The sequence below is a fragment of the Stakelama marina genome (assembly GCF_018122655.1).
GTDB classification, from domain to species: domain Bacteria; phylum Pseudomonadota; class Alphaproteobacteria; order Sphingomonadales; family Sphingomonadaceae; genus Sphingomonas; species Sphingomonas marina.
In genome coordinates this window covers 553,362-570,124 of record NZ_JAGRQC010000001.1, presented here as the reverse complement: position 1 = coordinate 570,124, position 16,763 = coordinate 553,362, and the positions used below count along the sequence as shown (strand labels likewise).

General features: G+C 65.4%; 15 protein-coding genes. 11 read left to right on the top strand and 4 right to left on the bottom strand.

What is annotated here, in order from left to right; translation table 11 throughout:
- Nucleotides 1-16: 16 nt before the first annotated feature.
- The 3 genes from rimO to J7S20_RS02645 all read left to right on the top strand — a co-directional run bounded on the left by rimO (nt 17) and on the right by J7S20_RS02645 (nt 4,598).
- Nucleotides 17-1,366 (top strand): 30S ribosomal protein S12 methylthiotransferase RimO, encoded by a 1,350-nt coding sequence (rimO, locus tag J7S20_RS02655; RefSeq protein WP_284052681.1) that lies wholly within the window; start codon nt 17-19, stop codon nt 1,364-1,366.
- Nucleotides 1,367-1,761: 395 nt separating this feature from the next.
- Nucleotides 1,762-3,132 (top strand): serine hydrolase domain-containing protein, encoded by a 1,371-nt coding sequence (locus J7S20_RS02650; protein ID WP_284053381.1) that lies wholly within the window; start codon nt 1,762-1,764, stop codon nt 3,130-3,132.
- A gap of 77 nt (nt 3,133-3,209) precedes the next feature.
- A complete protein-coding gene (locus J7S20_RS02645; protein WP_284052680.1) occupies nt 3,210-4,598 on the top strand; it encodes a leucyl aminopeptidase family protein in 1,389 nt (462 codons plus the stop codon).
- A 9-nt stretch (nt 4,599-4,607) separates the two neighbouring features.
- Here J7S20_RS02645 and J7S20_RS02640 read toward each other — a convergent pair whose 3' ends face one another.
- Together J7S20_RS02640 and tpiA are read right to left on the bottom strand one after the other, a co-directional pair.
- Complete coding sequence (locus J7S20_RS02640) at nt 4,608-5,006, bottom strand: GFA family protein (RefSeq protein WP_488578130.1); 399 nt, start codon at nt 5,004-5,006, stop codon at nt 4,608-4,610.
- Complete coding sequence (gene tpiA, locus J7S20_RS02635; protein WP_284052678.1) at nt 5,003-5,755, bottom strand: triose-phosphate isomerase; 753 nt, start codon at nt 5,753-5,755, stop codon at nt 5,003-5,005. Before tpiA ends, J7S20_RS02640 begins: the two co-directional genes overlap by 4 nt.
- Before the next feature lie 128 nt (nt 5,756-5,883).
- Between tpiA and J7S20_RS02630 the strand changes: the two genes are divergently transcribed.
- A complete protein-coding gene (locus J7S20_RS02630) occupies nt 5,884-7,827 on the top strand; it encodes a peptidylprolyl isomerase (RefSeq protein ID WP_284052677.1) in 1,944 nt (647 codons plus the stop codon).
- A gap of 5 nt (nt 7,828-7,832) precedes the next feature.
- Nucleotides 7,833-9,338: an anthranilate synthase component I gene (trpE, locus tag J7S20_RS02625; protein ID WP_284052676.1), complete on the top strand. Its 1,506-nt coding sequence runs from the start codon at nt 7,833-7,835 to the stop codon at nt 9,336-9,338.
- A gap of 21 nt (nt 9,339-9,359) precedes the next feature.
- On the opposite strand, the gene J7S20_RS02620 is transcribed toward trpE, so the two are convergent.
- Nucleotides 9,360-9,755 (bottom strand): hypothetical protein, encoded by a 396-nt coding sequence (locus tag J7S20_RS02620; RefSeq protein WP_284052675.1) that lies wholly within the window; start codon nt 9,753-9,755, stop codon nt 9,360-9,362.
- Between the two features lie 153 nt (nt 9,756-9,908).
- On the opposite strand from J7S20_RS02620, the gene J7S20_RS02615 reads away from it, so the two are divergent.
- From J7S20_RS02615 to lexA, 6 genes are read left to right on the top strand one after another with little or no spacing between them, the layout of a single operon-like run.
- Nucleotides 9,909-10,493 carry an anthranilate synthase component II gene (locus J7S20_RS02615; RefSeq protein ID WP_284052674.1) on the top strand — a complete coding sequence of 195 codons (585 nt, stop codon included), beginning with the start codon at nt 9,909-9,911 and terminating at the stop codon, nt 10,491-10,493.
- Nucleotides 10,490-11,485 carry an anthranilate phosphoribosyltransferase gene (gene trpD, locus J7S20_RS02610; protein WP_284052673.1) on the top strand — a complete coding sequence of 332 codons (996 nt, stop codon included), beginning with the start codon at nt 10,490-10,492 and terminating at the stop codon, nt 11,483-11,485. Before J7S20_RS02615 ends, trpD begins: the two co-directional genes overlap by 4 nt.
- Nucleotides 11,482-12,267 (top strand): indole-3-glycerol phosphate synthase TrpC, encoded by a 786-nt coding sequence (gene trpC / locus J7S20_RS02605; RefSeq protein ID WP_284052672.1) that lies wholly within the window; start codon nt 11,482-11,484, stop codon nt 12,265-12,267. The genes trpD and trpC overlap by 4 nt, the downstream gene beginning before the upstream one ends.
- Nucleotides 12,264-12,737 carry a cyclic pyranopterin monophosphate synthase MoaC gene (moaC, locus tag J7S20_RS02600; protein ID WP_284052671.1) on the top strand — a complete coding sequence of 158 codons (474 nt, stop codon included), beginning with the start codon at nt 12,264-12,266 and terminating at the stop codon, nt 12,735-12,737. Before trpC ends, moaC begins: the two co-directional genes overlap by 4 nt.
- Nucleotides 12,734-13,921, top strand: coding sequence for a molybdopterin molybdotransferase MoeA (locus J7S20_RS02595; protein ID WP_284052670.1), 1,188 nt, complete (start codon nt 12,734-12,736; stop codon nt 13,919-13,921). The genes moaC and J7S20_RS02595 overlap by 4 nt, the downstream gene beginning before the upstream one ends.
- A 54-nt stretch (nt 13,922-13,975) precedes the next feature.
- Nucleotides 13,976-14,647, top strand: a complete 672-nt coding sequence (lexA, locus tag J7S20_RS02590) for a transcriptional repressor LexA (protein ID WP_284052669.1) — start codon at nt 13,976-13,978, stop codon at nt 14,645-14,647.
- Here the strand turns inward: lexA and J7S20_RS02585 are convergent.
- Complete coding sequence (locus J7S20_RS02585; RefSeq protein WP_284052668.1) at nt 14,641-16,740, bottom strand: ComEC/Rec2 family competence protein; 2,100 nt, start codon at nt 16,738-16,740, stop codon at nt 14,641-14,643. The two genes, lexA and J7S20_RS02585, sit on opposite strands and share 7 nt — an antisense overlap.
- Nucleotides 16,741-16,763: the final 23 nt, after the last annotated feature.

Genomic DNA, 16,763 nt, shown 5'->3' with positions numbered 1-16,763 from the left:
ATGTCGCGCGGCAATCATGGCAACCAAACTTCCTGAACCGCCCAAGGTGGGCATGGTGTCGCTCGGCTGTCCCAAGAATCTGGTCGATAGCGAGCGCATCCTCACCAAGCTGCGTTCCGACGGCTATCAGCTGTCGGGCGACTATTCCGGCGCGGACGTCGTCCTCGTCAACACCTGCGGCTTTCTCGACAGCGCCAAGGAGGAAAGCCTCGAAGCGATCGGAGAGGCAATCGCGGAAAATGGCCGCGTCATCGTCACCGGCTGCATGGGCAAGGAAGCCGAGACGATCCGTACCCGCTTCCCTGACGTCCTCGCCGTCACCGGCGCGCATCAGTATGAAGAGGTGGTCGGCGCCGTCCACACCGCCGCGCCGATGCCGCCCAGCGCCTATCTGAACCTCGTCCCCGAAAGCGGGCTGAAGCTCACACCGCGCCATTACAGCTATCTGAAGATTTCGGAAGGCTGCAACCATCGCTGCTCCTTCTGCATCATCCCCAGCCTGCGCGGCGACCTCGTCAGCCGCCGCCCCGACGCGATCCTTCGCGAGGCCGAAAAACTGGTTGCCGCGGGCACGAAGGAACTGCTGGTCATCAGCCAGGACACCAGCGCCTACGGCATCGACATCCGCAAGGAACCGCGCATGTGGAAGGACCGCGAGGTCGTCCCCCACATGACCGATCTGGCACGCGAACTTGGCCGCATCGCTCCGTGGGTGCGGCTCCACTATGTCTATCCCTACCCCCATGTCGACAGCGTCATCCCGCTAATGGCCGAGGGGCTGGTCCTCCCCTATCTCGACATCCCGTTCCAGCATGCCAGCCGATCGGTGCTGAAGGCGATGCGCCGCCCCGCCAACGAGGCGAAGGTCCTGGAGCGCATCAAGGGCTGGCGCGAGATCTGCCCCGACATCGCGATCCGTTCGACCTTCGTCGTCGGCTTTCCCGGCGAGACGGCGGACGATTTCGAATATCTGATGGACTGGCTCGACGAAGCGCAGCTCGACCGTGTCGGCGCGTTCCGCTTCGAACCCGTCGAAGGCGCAGCCGCCAACGACCTTCCCGGTGCCGTGCCCGAGGAGGTGAAGGAGGAACGCTACGCCCGCCTGATGGAAAAGACCGCTGCCATCTCTGCGGCGAAGCTGCAGGCGAAGGTCGGCCGCACGCTCGACGTGATCCTCGACGCGGTCGACGAGGAAGGCGGCGCCACCGGCCGCTCGACCGCCGACGCACCGGAGATCGACGGCGAAGTCTTCCTCCGCGACGCCGGCCACCTGTCGCAGGGCGACATCGTGGCGATCGAAATCGAGGACGCCGACGAGCACGATCTGTACGGCGTGCCGGTCGGCCAGGCCGATCGGATCGTCTAAAGCGCACCGTCACTCGTCACCCCGGACTTGATCCGGGGTCCATGGCGCAACATCCGATCCCTTCGCTTCGGCGAATGTCCGCCCATGGATGCCGGATCAAGTCCGGAATGACGAATGCGATAACCCAGCCCCCCAACACAATCTCCGTCACTCTGAACTCGTTTCAGGGTCCACCGAACGGCAAACGTCGGCGTCGCTTTCAGCGTGAACAACCCTCGTCGCCAAAAATTCCCTGTCCTACCTGCTCACGTTTTGCCACAACGCCGTCCATGACTATCTCAGCCACCTCCGCCCGCCCGACCCGCACTTTTGACCGGGAGGGTGATCCGGGGGGGACGTACCGCTTACTTCGCAAACTTTCACCGCGCCGGGCCGCGCGGATCGGCTTGGCCGCGATGCTGCTCGCCGCGCCCTTGCCCGCCCTCGCGCAAGCACTGACCGCCGATCAGAGCGCGAAGGTCGACACCATCGTTACCGACGCACTCAAATCGTCGCAGGTGCCGTCGGCCTCGATCGCGATCGTGCGCGACGGCAAGATTGTCTATGCCAAGGCCTATGGCGATCAGGGGCCGAATGTCGCGAAGACCACGCCCGATGCCCGGTACCAGATCGCCTCGATCTCAAAGCAGTTCACCGCCGCGGCGATCCTGCTGCTGGAGGATCAGGGCAAGCTCAGCCTCGACGACAAGGTCGCCAAATACTTCCCCGAAATAACCGGATCGGACACGATGACGATCCGTAATCTGCTGAGCCACACATCAGGCCTGCAGGATTACTGGCCGCAGGATTACAGCTTCGCGCTGATGGAAAATCCGGTCACGCCGCAGCAGATCGTCGATCGCTGGGCGAAGAAGCCGCTCGATTTCAAACCCGGCACCAAGTGGCAATATTCGAACACCGGCTATGTCGTTGCCGGCATGATCGTGGAAAAGGTGTCGGGCGAAAAGCTGCTGCCGTTCCTGCGCGAACACTTCTTCCAGCCGCTCGGCATGGACCCGATCAATCAGGATCTTGCGCAGGGCAAGGGCTTTCCCACCGGCTATCATCGCTATGCGCTCGGCCCGGTGCGCCCCGAAAAGCCCGCCGCGGCCGGCTGGCTGTGGGCGGCCGGTGAACTGGCGATGACGGCAAGCGACCTCGCCCGCTGGGACATTGCCCGCATCGACCGCAAGATCATGCCCGCCAGCGACTGGGAGGAACAGGAAACCAATATCCGCCTCGCCGACGGATCGCCCACCGGCTACGGCCTCGGCGTCTCGATCTCGCAACGCGACGGCGACAAGGTCGTCAGCCATGGCGGCGAAGCGGTTGGCTTCCTCAGCGACAATGTCGTCATCCCGGCGGAAAAGTTCGCGGTCGTCGCGCTCGTCAACGCCGATTTCGGCCGGGCGACGGGGCAGATCACCCACGGCATCGCCAACTTGCTGCTACCGCCCGCGCAGGATCAGACGGTCGAGGATGCGCGCACCGATCTCGCCCGCAAATTCTACGCCGAGCTACAACAGGGCGAGCCCGACCGATCGCTGCTGACCGAGGACGCGGCCTATTATTTCACGCCGCAAGCGGTGAAGGACTATGCCGACAGCCTAGGCCCGCTCGGCAAGCCCGAAAGTTTCGAACCGATCGGCGGGCCGCGCCTGCGTGGCGGCTTCGTCAATCGCAACTACCGGATCACCTATCCCGACCGGAAACTGCTCCTCGTCACCTATGCCGAACAGGGCAAGGACGGAAAATTCGAGCAATATATCGTGATGCCGGGCGGCTGATCCCGACGGCGTCGGCGCGCAGGCCAATGTGAAGCATTCGCTTTGCGCCGCGCCGCTTCCGCCCTACATCAACCGGCATGACCGATTACGCCAAGCTTCTGAAGGCCGATAACGGCCAATCCGCCCGCACCATCCACCTCGTCGACAAGTCGACCTTCGACGACTGGCTCAAGGCGCAGCCGCAGCGTCACCGTACCGCCGTCGCGGCGCAGAAACTGACGCCGACCGGCTATGCCAGCGCGATCCTGCCGGGCGACGGCGCGGAAGACTGGTCGGTCGTCTCGGTTGTGGCGAACGTCGACGCGCTGTCGCCCTGGTGCCTGGCAAAGCTCGGCGAAACGCTGCCCGAGGGTACCTATCGGCTGGCCGAAGGCGAACCCGGCCCGGCGATGTTCGGATGGTTGACCGCGCAATACCGCTTCACCCGCTATAAGGACGACAATGGCGGCGGCGAGCGCGTGCTTCTGACCGGCGAGCCGGCGCGGATCGAAGAAACGGTGCGGCTGGCGGAAGCGACGGCGAAGGTCCGCGACCTCATCAACACGCCCGCGGGCGACCTTGGCCCGGCGCAGCTTGAAGCTGCGATCAAGGACCTCGGCGAAACGCACGGTGCGACGGTTGGTGTAATCCAGGGCCGCGAGCTAGAACGCGACTATCCGATGATCCATGCCGTCGGACAGGCCGCCGGAGAGGGCCGCGAACCAAGGCTGATCGAGCTCGAATGGGGTCGCGATGGCGATCCGCGCATCGCCATTGTCGGCAAGGGCGTGTGCTTCGATTCAGGTGGCCTCGACATCAAGCCCGCCGCCGGCATGAAGCTGATGAAGAAGGACATGGGCGGCTCCGCGCACGCCATCGCGCTGGCCGGTCTGGTAATGGCCGCGCGGTTGCCGGTTCGGCTTCACCTCCTCGTTCCCGCCGTTGAAAATTCGGTTTCGGGCAATGCTTTCCGCCCCGGCGACGTCCTGCGCACCCGCAAGGGCCTGACCGTGGAAAATACCAACACCGATGCAGAGGGTCGGCTGATCCTCGGCGATGCGCTCGCCAAGGCGGGCGAGAGCAATCCCGAGCTGATCGTCGATTTCGCGACGCTTACCGGCGCCGCCCGAGTCGCGCTCGGTCCCGATCTGCCCGCGACCTTCATCCGCGACGAAGATCTGGCGAGCCAGTTCCAGGCGGCGGCCGATGCGGAGAGCGACCCCATCTGGCGGATGCCGCTATGGGATGCGTATGACGAGATGCTAAAATCGGACATTGCCGATCTGGTGAATGCTCCAGAGGGCGGCTTTGCCGGCGCCGTCACCGCCGCATTGTTCCTGCGCCGCTTCGTGCCGGAAGGCACCCCATGGGCGCATCTCGACGTGTTCGGATGGCGGCCGAGCGCCAAGCCCGGCCGTCCCAAGGGTGGCGAAGCCTATGCCCTGCGCGCCGCCTACCGGATGCTCAAGGATCGATATGACGGGTAAGGGACCGCCTCAATCGAAGTGTTCGATGCCCTCGCCAACGACCGCGACCCAATCCAGCTTGCGCTCTTCATACACCGAATAGAGCGGCGTCGGCAGTTTTTCGGGGGCATCGAAAACACCGATCGGAAAGGCGCACACCTCTGGCTCCTGCTGCGTTACGTAAAACGCAGTGCCGCCGCATTCGGGACAGAAATAGTCACGGATCCAGTTTCCGGACTGTGCGGCTCGTTCGAACGTCCGCGTTTCTCCGGACACCGTCACTGCCCCGCGCTCGAACCGCGCCTGCGCTGCGAACGCGCCGCCGGTGCGCCGCTTGCAAGCACCGCAATGGCAAACCGACACGCGGATCGGTTCACCTTCGCAGGTCATGCGAAGTGCACCGCAGCGACAGGATGCCGAATAGGTCACCGCGATACCTTGGCCGCCGCCTCGATGATCGGCACGAACTTCTCGGCGGTCAGACTGGCCCCGCCGACCAGTGCGCCGTCGACATCCTCGAGCGACAGGATGCTTTCGGCGTTCTTGCCGGTCACCGACCCGCCATAGAGAATGCCGATACCCGCGGCTTCCTCACCGACCATCCGGCTCAGCTTGGCACGCGCAATCGAATGCATCGATTCGATCTCATCGGGGGTCGGCGTGCGTCCCGTACCGATCGCCCAGCGCGGTTCGTAGGCGAGCGTGAACCAGCTTGCCGCTGCGCCTTCGGGCACCGATTTCTCGATCTGCGCCTGCACGACACGTTCGGCGCGTCCGGCATCGCGCTCGGCCTCCGTCTCGCCGACACACAGGATCACCCGCAGCCCGGCCTCGTGCGCGGCTGCGGCCTTCGCCCATGCGTCGTGGCTCGTTTCATGCTGGTCGGCGCGGCGCTCGGAATGGCCGACAATCGTCAGCGTCGCGCCCGTTTCGCGCACCATTTCCGCCGAGACGCAGCCGGTATGGGCGCCGCTCTTTTCAGCGTGAACGTCTTCGGCCCCGATCGGCAGTTCCCCCGCCACCGCGACTGCCCGCTCGATCAACGTAAACGGCACGCACAGCGCGACATCGACGCCGGTGTTGCGCGAGGCAGCCGCGGCAATCGCCTCGATCTCGCCAAGCTGCGCACGCAGCCCATGCATCTTCCAGTTGCCGGCAACCAGCTTGCGACGCGTCATGTTCTTCCCCTGCCGTTGTGGTGTTTTTCCTCGCACTACCAGCGCGAACGGGTTGCACAAGCTTGAAGCGCGCGGCGCGGCAGCCTAAAGCGTCGCGCAATTCCCATTTCGATTGCCAAAGGCCCTTCATGCTCAATCTGCTTCGGCGTCTCGTCAGTTCCACCATCGGCAAGATCGTCGCGCTGATTATCCTCGTCGTCATCGCGCTCGCTTTCGCTGCTGGCGATATCAGTTCGTTCCACAATGGCGGCGTCAGCGGTACCAGCGTGGCGGAAGTCGGCGATACCGGGATCAGTGAGAACGAACTCCGCGACCGGATGCAGAATGCCGTCGACGAAGCGCGCCAGCGGCAGCCCGACATCACCATGGCCGATTTCGTCCAGCAGGGCGGTGTCGACCAGACGCTCAACCGTATCATCAACGGCATCGCGCTGGAGCAGTTCGCCCAGGAAACCGGCATGCACGTCAGCAAGCGCGCGATCGACGGCCAGATCGCGAGCATTCCGGTCTTTCAGGGCCCCGATGGAAAGTTCAGCCAGACGCAATTCGATCAGGTGCTGAAGGCGCAGGGACTGACGGCCGACGCGCTGCGGCAGAGCATCCGCCAGAGCATGCTCGCGCGGTGGCTCGTCGCCCCCGCCGGTGAAGCGACCAAGGTCCCGCAGGCTTTTGCCCTGCCCTATGCCTCGCTGTTGCTGGAGAACCGCCACGGATTGATCGGCGTGGTTCCCACAGCCGCGGTCGATCCAGGTGCCAAGCCCTCCGACAAACAACTCGCCGCCTATTACAAGCGCGAGATCGGCACCTATACGATCCCCGAGCGCCGCGTCATTCGCTATGCGGTCATCTCGCCGAGCGATTTCGATCAAAAGGCGCAGCCGAGCGAGGCCGAGATCGCGCAAGCCTATAAGGCGGCGGGAACGCGCTTCGCCGCCAGGGAAGAGCGCTCGATCGACCAGGTCGTTGTCGCGGACAAGGCCGACGCCGACAAGATCGCGCAAAAGGTAAAGAGCGGCACCTCGGTCAAGGCGGCGGCGCAGGCTGTGGGCCTGGAAGCAACCACGATTTCCAACGTGACGAAGGACGATCTGGCTGGTCAGTCCTCGCAGGATCTCGCGAACGCGGCATTCGCGGCCAAGCAAGGCGACGTTGTGGGCCCCGTGCAATCGCCGCTCGGCTATGTCGTGGCAAAGGTCACCGACGTCCGCCAGGTCGCCGGAAAGACGCTTGCCGAAGCAACCCCGGAGATCCGCCAGGAGCTGACCAAGCAGAAGAAGGTCGAGCTTATCAACAATCTGCAGGACAAGCTCGACAACGGCATCACCGACGGTTCGACCTTTTCCGAGCTGGTTTCCGACAACAAGCTCGACGCCAAGCAGACCCAGCCCGTACTCGAAAGCGGGATCGACCCCGAACATCCCGACCAGAAGCCCGCCCCCGAACTGTCCAAGGTCTTTCAGGCCGGGTTCGCCGCCCAGCAGGGTGACGCGCCGCAGCTGGTCCAGCTTGGCGACGACGGCACCTTCGCGGTGGTCGCGCTCGGCAAGGTCGTGCCGGCCGCTGCCAAGCCCCTGAAGGCGATCCACGACCGGGTACTCGCCGACTATATGAAGGATCAGGCGAGCAAGAAGGCGCGCGCCCTTGCCAACAAGGCGGTGCAGGAGATCAACAAGGGCACCGATTTCGACAAGGCGCTGCAGGGTCTCAAAACCCCGATGCCGCCGCCGCAGAAGGTCGACATCACGCGCGGCCAGCTCGCGCAGAACCGCCAGCAGGTTCCGCCGCCGGTGGCGCTGATCTTCTCGATGAAGGAAAAGCAGGCGAAACTGCTCGAAGCGCCCAATGAATCGGGCTGGTTCGTCGTCTATCTCGACAAGATCGACAAGGGCGATGCCAAGGGCAATGATGCGCTGTTGAAGGCAACGCGGAGCGGCCTTTCGGGTGTTCTCGGCGACGAATATGCGCAGCAGTTCATCGACGCGATCCGCGGCAAGTTGGGCGTGAAGAAGAATCCCAGCGCTATCGCCAAGGTCCAGACCGATCTCGGTGGCGGCGCACCGGCCGCACCCTGATCGCGATGATACAGGGAGTCGAACAGGCGCGCGGGGCGCTCGGCGACGGGCGCCCCGCTTTGCTCTGGCGTCGTCAGATCGCCGACACCGAAACGCCTGTTGCCGCCGCGCTGAAGCTGATCGAACCCGGCCGCGGCGACTTCCTACTGGAATCGGTCGAGGGCGGATCGGTGCGCGGGCGACACAGCCTGATCGGTCTCGCGCCCGACCTCGTTTTCCGCGCCAATGGCAACCGCGCCGCGATCAATCCGCGCTGGCAGTCCAACCGGGAAGCCTTCGAGCCGTGCGAGGAACCGACGCTGGATGCGCTGCGTGCGCTGGTCGCGCGGTGCAGAATGGACGTTCCAGAGGCGCTGCCCCGCGCGCTTGCCTGTCTGGTCGGCTATTTCGGATACGAGACGATTGGTCTGGTCGAAAAGCTGCCACAGCCCGAAGCGGACCCGCTCGACCTGCCCGACATGATGTTCGTGCGCCCCACGGTGTTGCTGGTATTCGACCGGCTGGCCGATGCGCTCTTCATCGTGTCGCCCGTCTGGCCGGCCGAGGGAGTTTCGCCCGACGCGCTGGTCGAATCCGCCATCGAGCGTATCGACGCGACCGCTGCCCGACTGGCGAACACGCCCGTTCCCGCCGGTCCACGCGCCGACAGCGAGGAAATCGCGCTTACCCCCACGCTCGCGCCGGGCCGCTATGCCGACATGGTGGCGCGGGCAAAGGAATATATCGCTGCCGGCGACATCTTTCAGGTGGTGCTTGCGCAGCGCTTCACCGCGCCCTTCACGCTGCCGCCCTTCGAGCTTTACCGTGCGCTCAGACGCGTCAATCCCTCGCCCTTTCTCTACCATCTCGACCTTCCCGGCTTCGCGCTGACGGGGTCGAGCCCGGAGATACTGGTGCGCGTCCGCGATGGAGAGGTGACGATCCGTCCGATCGCGGGCACCCGGCCGCGCGGCCGGACCGCCGCGGAGGACGAGGCGAACCGGCAGAGCCTGCTCGCCGATCCAAAGGAACGCGCGGAGCACCTGATGCTTCTCGACCTGGGCCGCAACGATACCGGACGCGTCGCGACCGCCGGAAGCGTGCGCGTGACCGACAGCTACATGGTCGAATTCTACAGCCATGTGATGCACATCGTCTCCAACGTGGTCGGCGATCTGCGCCCCGACCGCGATGCGCTCGATGCCCTGTTCGCCGGCTTTCCGGCAGGCACGGTCAGCGGTGCGCCCAAGGTGCGCGCATGCGAGATCATCGCCGAACTGGAGGCTGAAAAGCGCGGCGCCTATGCTGGCGGCGTCGGCTATTTCTCACCCGACGGGTCGCTCGATTCGTGCATCGTCCTGCGCACCGCGGTGGTCAAGGACGGCATGATGCACGTTCAGGCCGGCGCCGGGATCGTCGCCGACAGCGAGCCGGCCTATGAACAGCGCGAATGCGAAGCGAAGGCCGGCGCCCTGCTCGCCGCCGCGCGCGAGGCACTGGCACAGGCGGACGAACCGGGCTTCGGGAATTAAACGCGAGCGCGAGCGACCGCGTTATTTCGGCACGTTGCTTTGGCGCTGCTGTTCCTTTTTCGCTTCCGCCGCGCGGCGGATCATCTCGGCAGTGCAGCCGGTCTGACCGCCGGTGCCGATCGGGGAACAGCTATCGGGCAACCCGGCACGATTGACGTCCTCGACCATTTCAGCGCGGCGCGTCCACGCCTGATGCGCCACATCGGGCGGAGAACGGCGGAATTCCTTCGGGATACGATAGGGAGACTCCCCGGCGTGAGCGCACACGACGATCTCGTCCCCTTCCGCCTTGGGGCATTTCTCGTCGCCATAGAGAACGACGCTGCGCACCCGCTGCGGCGGTTGCGACGTTTCGCCGTCCTGCATCGGCGGCGCGACGGCCGCGGCGGCAAGGGCAATGGGGAGCAACACGAACATGAACCAACCTCCTGACGCCCGAGCGGCGCTACGTTCAAACTGGCCATCACCGGCCATGCGTACAATAGCAACGCCGAAGATGTACGGGATGTTGCGTACTCCGCCACCACGCTATCCGGTTGCGCTGATGCTGTGCGGCGTTATGGCGGTGGCATGATCCTGGTCATCGACAATTATGACAGCTTCACCTGGAACCTCGTCCATTATCTGATGGAGCTCGGCGCCGAGGTGGAGGTGGTGCGCAACGACGCGATGACGGCGGCCGAGGCGCTGGCGACAGGCGCGCGCGCCTTTCTGATTTCGCCCGGCCCCTGCACCCCGAACGAAGCGGGCATCTCGCTCGATCTGGTCGCGGCCTGTGCGGAGGCCCGCAAACCGCTCCTCGGCGTATGTCTGGGTCACCAGGCGATCGGCCAGCATTTCGGCGGAAAGGTCGTTCGCGGCGGATTGATGCACGGCAAGACCTGCCCGGTCGAACATGACGGCACGGGCGTCTTCAAAGGACTCCCTTCGCCCTTCACCGCAACGCGCTATCACTCGCTGATCGTCGAGGATGCACCGCAAAGCCTGAAGATCAACGCGACCGCCGACGATGCTTCGGTGATGGGCTTTCGCCACGAATCGCTGCCAATTCACGGCGTCCAGTTTCACCCCGAAAGCATCGCCACCGAACATGGCCATGCGCTGCTCGCCAATTTCCTGAACGAAGCGGGTATCGCGGCGAGCGAACCGGCATGACCACCATCGCGCCCCTCCCCGACGTATCGACGCCGCTGTCGCGCGAAAGCGCAGCCGAAGCCTTTGCAGCGATCCTCGACGCGAAGGTTTCCGAAGATGCGATCGCATCGTTCCTGATCGCGCTGTCCGAGCGCGGCGAAACAAGCATCGAGATCGCCGAGGCTGCGCGCGCGCTTCGCGACCGGCTGATCCCGATCTCGGCCCCCGAAGGCGCAATCGACGTGTGCGGCACCGGCGGCGACGGGCATCACACGCTGAACGTCTCGACCGCCGTTTCGCTGGTCGTCGCGGCATGTGGCGTACCCGTTGCGAAGCATGGCAACCGCGCCGCGTCGAGCAAGTCGGGGGCGGCGGACACGCTGGAGGCGCTCGGCCTCGACATGGAGCGCGCAGGCGCGCTTGCCGAACGGTCTCTGGCCGATCTCGGCATCGCGTTTCTGTTCGCCGCCAACCATCATCCGGCAATGAAGCGGATCACCCCCATCCGCCAGCGCATCGGACGGCGGACGATCTTCAACCTTATGGGGCCGCTGGCCAATCCCGCGCATGTCACGCGGCAGCTGATCGGTATCGCCCGGCCCGATTACGCGCCCGTATATGCCGAGGCGCTGGCGCAACTCGGCAGCGAAGGCGCGCTTGTAGTGTCTGGCGACGAAGGGCTTGACGAACTGTCGTGCGAGGGCGGCAGCATCGCGGTTTCGATCGGCTGCGTTTCCTTGCCCGACCGGATCACCCCTGCCGACGCAGGCCTGCCCAACCACCCGCTTGCCGCGATCAGGGGCGGGTCTTCCGAAGAGAATGCCGCCGCGTTGCGCGCACTGCTCTCGGGCGAACAAGGTGCCTATCGCGACGCCGTGTTGCTGAATGCCGCCGCCGCGCTGGTCGTTGCAGGCCATTCGCCATCGCTCGGCGAGGGTGCCGCAAGCGCCGCCGAAGCGCTCGATAGCGGCGCGGCATCCGACCTTCTCGACCGCTGGATCGCCTATCGATGACCACGATGCTCGACCGCATATTGGAATCCAAGCACGATGAGGTCGCGGAGCGGCGGCGCACGATCTCGCGCGCCGATCTCGATGCCAGAATCGCTGCGCAAAGTGCTCCGCGCGGTTTTCGCGCCGCACTCGATAGCAAGGCCGGCAGCGGCTACGGCCTGATCGCCGAGATCAAGAAGGCAAGCCCGTCCAAGGGGCTGATCCGCGCCGATTTCGATCCTCCGGCCCATGCCCGCGCCTATGCCGCCGGGGGCGCGGCCTGTCTCTCGGTACTGACCGACGAGCGCTGGTTTCAGGGTTCGGCCGATTATCTCGCCGCCGCACGCGCAGCCTGCGACCTTCCCGTGCTGCGCAAGGATTTCATGATCGACCCCTGGCAAACGGCCGAAGCGCGCGCGATGGGGGCCGATGCAATCCTCATCATCGTCGCCGCGCTGGACGACGGCGCGATGGCGGAAATCGAAGCGGCTGCGATGGAACAGGACATGGACGTACTCGTCGAAGTCCATGACCGCGACGAACTCGATCGTGCGCTGGCCCTCAAATCCCGACTGATCGGCGTGAACAATCGTAATCTCAAGGACTTCACGGTCGATTTTCAGCGAACCTATGAACTTGTTGGCCACGCGCCCGGTGATTGCACCTTCGTCGCCGAAAGCGGCCTGTCGAAAAGATCCGATCTCGACGCGATGGCCGAACACGGCGTGCGCTGCTTTCTGATCGGTGAAGCACTGATGCGCCAGAACGATGTGGAAGCCGCAACGCGGGATCTGATCGGATGAGCGAACTCACGCATCTCGACGATCGGGGCGCGGCGCGCATGGTCGATGTCGGCGGCAAGCAGGTCACCGCACGCGAAGCGGTCGCGCGCGGTCATATCAGCATGTCGCAGCACGCCGCCGCCGCCATCCGCGACGGCACCGCAAAGAAGGGCGATGTCCTCGCCGTCGCGCGCGTTGCCGGGATCATGGCATCGAAACGGACGAGCGACCTGATTCCGCTGTGCCACCCGCTGCCGCTGTCGCGCGTCGAGATCGACCTGACAGTCGAGGATGCTGGCGTAACGGCGACCGCGACTGCAACGACCGACGGGAAGACCGGGGTCGAAATGGAAGCACTGACCGCCGTTTCGACGGCGCTCCTCACCATCTATGACATGGCAAAGGCGCTCGATAAGGCGATGGTCATAAACGATATTCGGCTGCTGTCGAAACGCGGCGGAAAATCGGGCGACTGGCAGCGCGAGGCATGACCACGCAACCGTTGTTGCCCGTTGGCGAAGCACTCGACCGATTGCTCGCGCTAGCCCCTGCCATCGACACCGAAACGCTCGCGCTGCCGGAGGCCGCGGGACGCTGGGCCGCCGAAGCGATTGCCGCACGGCGCACCCAGCCAGAGGCCGATCTTTCGGCGATGGACGGCTATGCGATCCGTTATGCCGACCTGCCCGGCCCATGGCGGCTGGTGGGTGAAAGCGCTGCCGGACATCCGTTCGCCGGACGCATCGACAGCGGCGAAGCGGTACGCATCTTCACCGGCGCCGCGCTGCCCGAAGGCGCCGATACGGTGATGGTGCAGGAGGAAACCGAGCGCGACGGCGAAAATGTCACGCTCACGGGCGAAGGGCCGCGCCACCGCGGGCGCAATGTCCGGGTCAAGGGACTCGACTTCAGCGACGGTGAAATACTCATCGCGGCGGGCGAGCGCCTCACCCCCGCCCGGGTGGCCTTGGCGGCGGTTGGCGGGCACGGAACGATCATGGTGCGTCGCAGGATTCGAGTCGCCATCGCCGCGACCGGTGACGAACTCGTCCCGCCGGGAGAGGCTGCGCCGGGCAAGCTCCCCGAATCGAACGGAACCATGCTCGGCGCGCTGATCGCCGACCTGCCGGTGAAAATCGTCAATCTCGGCATCCTTCCCGATAGTCAGGAATTGCTCGAAAGCGCGTTTCGCCAGGTCGATGCCGATATTCTCGTGACAACCGGCGGCGCGTCTGTCGGCGACCACGACCTTGTTCGCCCGGCGCTACAGGCCGCGGGCGCCGAAATCGATTTCTGGCGGATCGCACTCAGACCGGGCAAGCCGATGATGGCAGGCAAGCTGGGCGATACGGCGGTGATGGGTTTGCCCGGCAACCCCGTTTCCGCCTTTGTAACCGCGACGCTCTACCTGCGCCCGCTTATTGCGGCGATGAGCGGTGCGAGCGCGCCCGTTCCGCGCACATATTTGGCGCCCTTGGGCGAAGACATTCCCGCGAATGGCGGACGGAAGGACTATCTTCGCGCCGCGCTGATCGACGGCGCCGCCTATGCCGCGTCGATACAGGACAGCTCGATGCTCCGCACGCTCGCGCGCGCCAACTGCCTTATTCTGCGTGAACCCGGCGCGCCGGCCGCACACAAAGGCGACTCGGTGGAAATCCTGCCCATCGCTTGACTTGTTCCGCGACGTTTCCTAGAAGTTCCTCGTCTGTTCCAACGGAGGACTTCCATGCTCACGCGCAAGCAGCACGAGCTTATCTGCTTCATTTCGGACCGGCTCAACGAAACCGGCATCTCGCCTTCGTTCGAGGAAATGAAGGAAGCGCTCGACCTCAAGTCCAAATCCGGTGTCCACCGGCTGATTTCGGCGTTGGAGGAGCGCGGTTTTCTGCGCCGCCTGCCCAACCGCGCGCGTGCGCTGGAAGTGCTGCGGCTGCCCGAGCGCCCGTCGGCACATCGTCCGGCTGCTGCGGTGGTCAAGCGGCCCGCACAACCTCGTCCCACTCCCGAGCCCGCCAATGACGTGGTCGAAATTCCGCTGCATGGTCGCATCGCAGCCGGCGTTCCGATCGAAGCGCTCGAAGGTGCGCAAAGCCTGCCCGTTCCGGCGGCGCTGCTGGGGTCGGGTGAACATTATGCGCTGGAAGTTGCCGGCGATTCGATGGTCGATGCGGGTATTCTCGACGGCGACTATGCGCTGATCCGCCGTACCGACGTGGCGCGCGACGGCGAGATTGTCGTAGCGCTGATCGAGGATAATGAAGCGACGCTCAAATATTTCCGCCACGAAGGCGCGATGATCCGGCTCGACCCGGCGAACCGGTCCTATGATCCGCAGCGCTACCGCCCAGATCAGGTTCGCGTACAGGGCAAGCTTTCGGGCCTGTTGCGCCGCTATTGACGTCGGGCGCCGCGCGTTCGACGCCCGTCATACAGTCTGACCGTCGGCGGATCGTGCCATGGATGCAGGCTGCCCGGTGAACGCGCCGTGCGGACTGCGGCGTCGGCGAACGTGACAGTGACGCCGCCGGTGTTCGCCAGCGTGCGCGCATCGAGCTTCAGCCAGCGCGGGCGGCACCATCGCGGCAACCACCGGTCGCTGACGACGATATCGGCCGCCCGGCACGCCGGCTCCAGCACCGGCCGCGGAATCAGATAGTCGCTCCGCGTCGCGAGCAGACGCCAGCTTCGCTTGCCACCCGAATAGCTGATCAGGCAGCTGTCATGGCTGCACCTGGCGAAGTGCTGTTCGTCGATATTGGCCAATTCGCCGTCGACGCCGCCATTTTCACCGAACGCGTCGCGGATATAATCACCCGACCGGTTGCGAAGGATCGCCATGCCGCCATCGGGTGTACGGATCGCCATATGCGTCCCGTCCGCGCTGACCAGCAGATCGGGCGGTGGGGTCGCGAGCGCCCAGCCGAGACCCAGAGCGACAGGCGCGATGCCCAGCCACCGGGCGTTTGTTCGCCACAATGCGATCCACAGTCCACCGATCACGATCGAGGCAAAGGCGGCGGCTGGCATGACCGGCAGCGCGGCGACCGCACCAGGGGCCGAAGCAGTCATATGCGCCAGCGCGAGCAATCCGCGCAGCGCACTCCCCGCCGCCCACCAGAACGGCGCACCCAGCCCGACCGTATCGAGCGCGAGCGCCACCGCCTCGAACGGCATGATGACGAACGTGGTCAGCGGTATTGCGACGATATTCGCCAGCGCGCCGTACAACCCCGCCTTGTGGAAATGATACAGCGCGATCGGCATCAGCGCGATCTCGACGACCAGCCCGGTCAGAAACAGCGACAGCAAAGCGCGCGCGATCCGTCGCCACCACGCTTCGTCGCGGCGCGCGAACCATCTCCGAACGCGCGGATGTTCGTGCAGTGCGATGATCGCCGTCACCGCGGCGAAGCTCAGCTGAAAGCTCGGCCCGGCCAGCGTTTCGGGCCAGAGCAGCAGAACGATCGTCGCGCCGACCGCGACCAGCCGAAGCGTAATCGCCTCGCGCCCCATCGCGATCGCCGCGAGGACGAGCAGCGCCGCGACGCAGGACCGCACCGTCGGCACCTGCGCGCCCGTCAACAATGTATAGGCGACCGCAGCCAGCGCCCCCGCCCCTGCTGCCACCAAGGGCAGCCTGACGCGCAATGCAAGCCCGGGAAAAAGCGCGAGCAGCCGGAGGACGATCAGCATCGTGGCACCGACCACGGCCGTCACGTGAAGGCCGCTGATAGAGAGCAGATGCGCCAGCCCCGAACGCCGCATCGCCTCCGCATCGGCATCGGGAATGGCGCCCCGGTCGCCCGTCGCCAGCGTGGCCGCGATCGCACCGGCGCTCCCGCCTACGCTCGCCTGCACATGATGCGAAAGCCGGTGCCGAAAATCGCTTGCGATAGGCGCCCCCGGCTTCAGCACCTCGACCGGTTTGAAAGCGCGACCGGTCGCGCCGATACCCTGGAACCACGCGACGCGCTGAAAATCATAGGCGCCGGGCACCGCGGGCGGCGGTGGCGGCATCATCCAGCCGCGCAGGTGAATGACGGCGCCCCTGCCCAGTCCTTCCGGAACATCCTTGTCGGACAGATTGACACGCACCACCGGCGGCAGGTTCGGTGCATCGCGCACCGCCAGCCGCATCCGCACGATGTCGCGCGCGGGAAGCGGCTCGATTGATTCGACGCGGGCGGTGAATTCGGCGACGCCCTCATGCGCCAATACGGGGGCAGCGACATGATCGGCTCGCCACCAGATGAGCGCGCACCCCAGCGCCGCGGCGACAGCACCCAGCGCGACGGCTCGCGACAATCGTCCGCCACGCGAAAGTGCGGCCGCCAATATCGCAGCGCCGATGGCGAGCAGGATGAACGCGCCCCAGCGCGACGAACCCGGCAGCGCGAACCAGGCGGCGACGCCCGCGCCCAACAGCACCGGAAGCCATAATGGAAGCTGGTCGCGTTCCGATTCGAGCCAGCGTTCGACGCTTTCCTGCACAGCACGCAGCCGCGATGCGCCCG

What these genes read in the sequence shown, in the direction of transcription:
- rimO (WP_284052681.1), top strand. Translation starts at nt 17, where the DNA reads ATGGCAACCAAACTTCCTGAACCGCCCAAGGTGGGCATGGTGTCGCTC.
- J7S20_RS02650 (WP_284053381.1), top strand. Translation starts at nt 1,762, where the DNA reads ATGCTGCTCGCCGCGCCCTTGCCCGCCCTCGCGCAAGCACTGACCGCC.
- J7S20_RS02645 (WP_284052680.1), top strand. Translation starts at nt 3,210, where the DNA reads ATGACCGATTACGCCAAGCTTCTGAAGGCCGATAACGGCCAATCCGCC.
- tpiA (WP_284052678.1), bottom strand. Translation starts at nt 5,755, where the DNA reads ATGACGCGTCGCAAGCTGGTTGCCGGCAACTGGAAGATGCATGGGCTG.
- J7S20_RS02630 (WP_284052677.1), top strand. Translation starts at nt 5,884, where the DNA reads ATGCTCAATCTGCTTCGGCGTCTCGTCAGTTCCACCATCGGCAAGATC.
- trpE (WP_284052676.1), top strand. Translation starts at nt 7,833, where the DNA reads ATGATACAGGGAGTCGAACAGGCGCGCGGGGCGCTCGGCGACGGGCGC.
- J7S20_RS02620 (WP_284052675.1), bottom strand. Translation starts at nt 9,755, where the DNA reads ATGTTCGTGTTGCTCCCCATTGCCCTTGCCGCCGCGGCCGTCGCGCCG.
- J7S20_RS02615 (WP_284052674.1), top strand. Translation starts at nt 9,909, where the DNA reads ATGATCCTGGTCATCGACAATTATGACAGCTTCACCTGGAACCTCGTC.
- trpD (WP_284052673.1), top strand. Translation starts at nt 10,490, where the DNA reads ATGACCACCATCGCGCCCCTCCCCGACGTATCGACGCCGCTGTCGCGC.
- trpC (WP_284052672.1), top strand. Translation starts at nt 11,482, where the DNA reads ATGACCACGATGCTCGACCGCATATTGGAATCCAAGCACGATGAGGTC.
- moaC (WP_284052671.1), top strand. Translation starts at nt 12,264, where the DNA reads ATGAGCGAACTCACGCATCTCGACGATCGGGGCGCGGCGCGCATGGTC.
- J7S20_RS02595 (WP_284052670.1), top strand. Translation starts at nt 12,734, where the DNA reads ATGACCACGCAACCGTTGTTGCCCGTTGGCGAAGCACTCGACCGATTG.
- lexA (WP_284052669.1), top strand. Translation starts at nt 13,976, where the DNA reads ATGCTCACGCGCAAGCAGCACGAGCTTATCTGCTTCATTTCGGACCGG.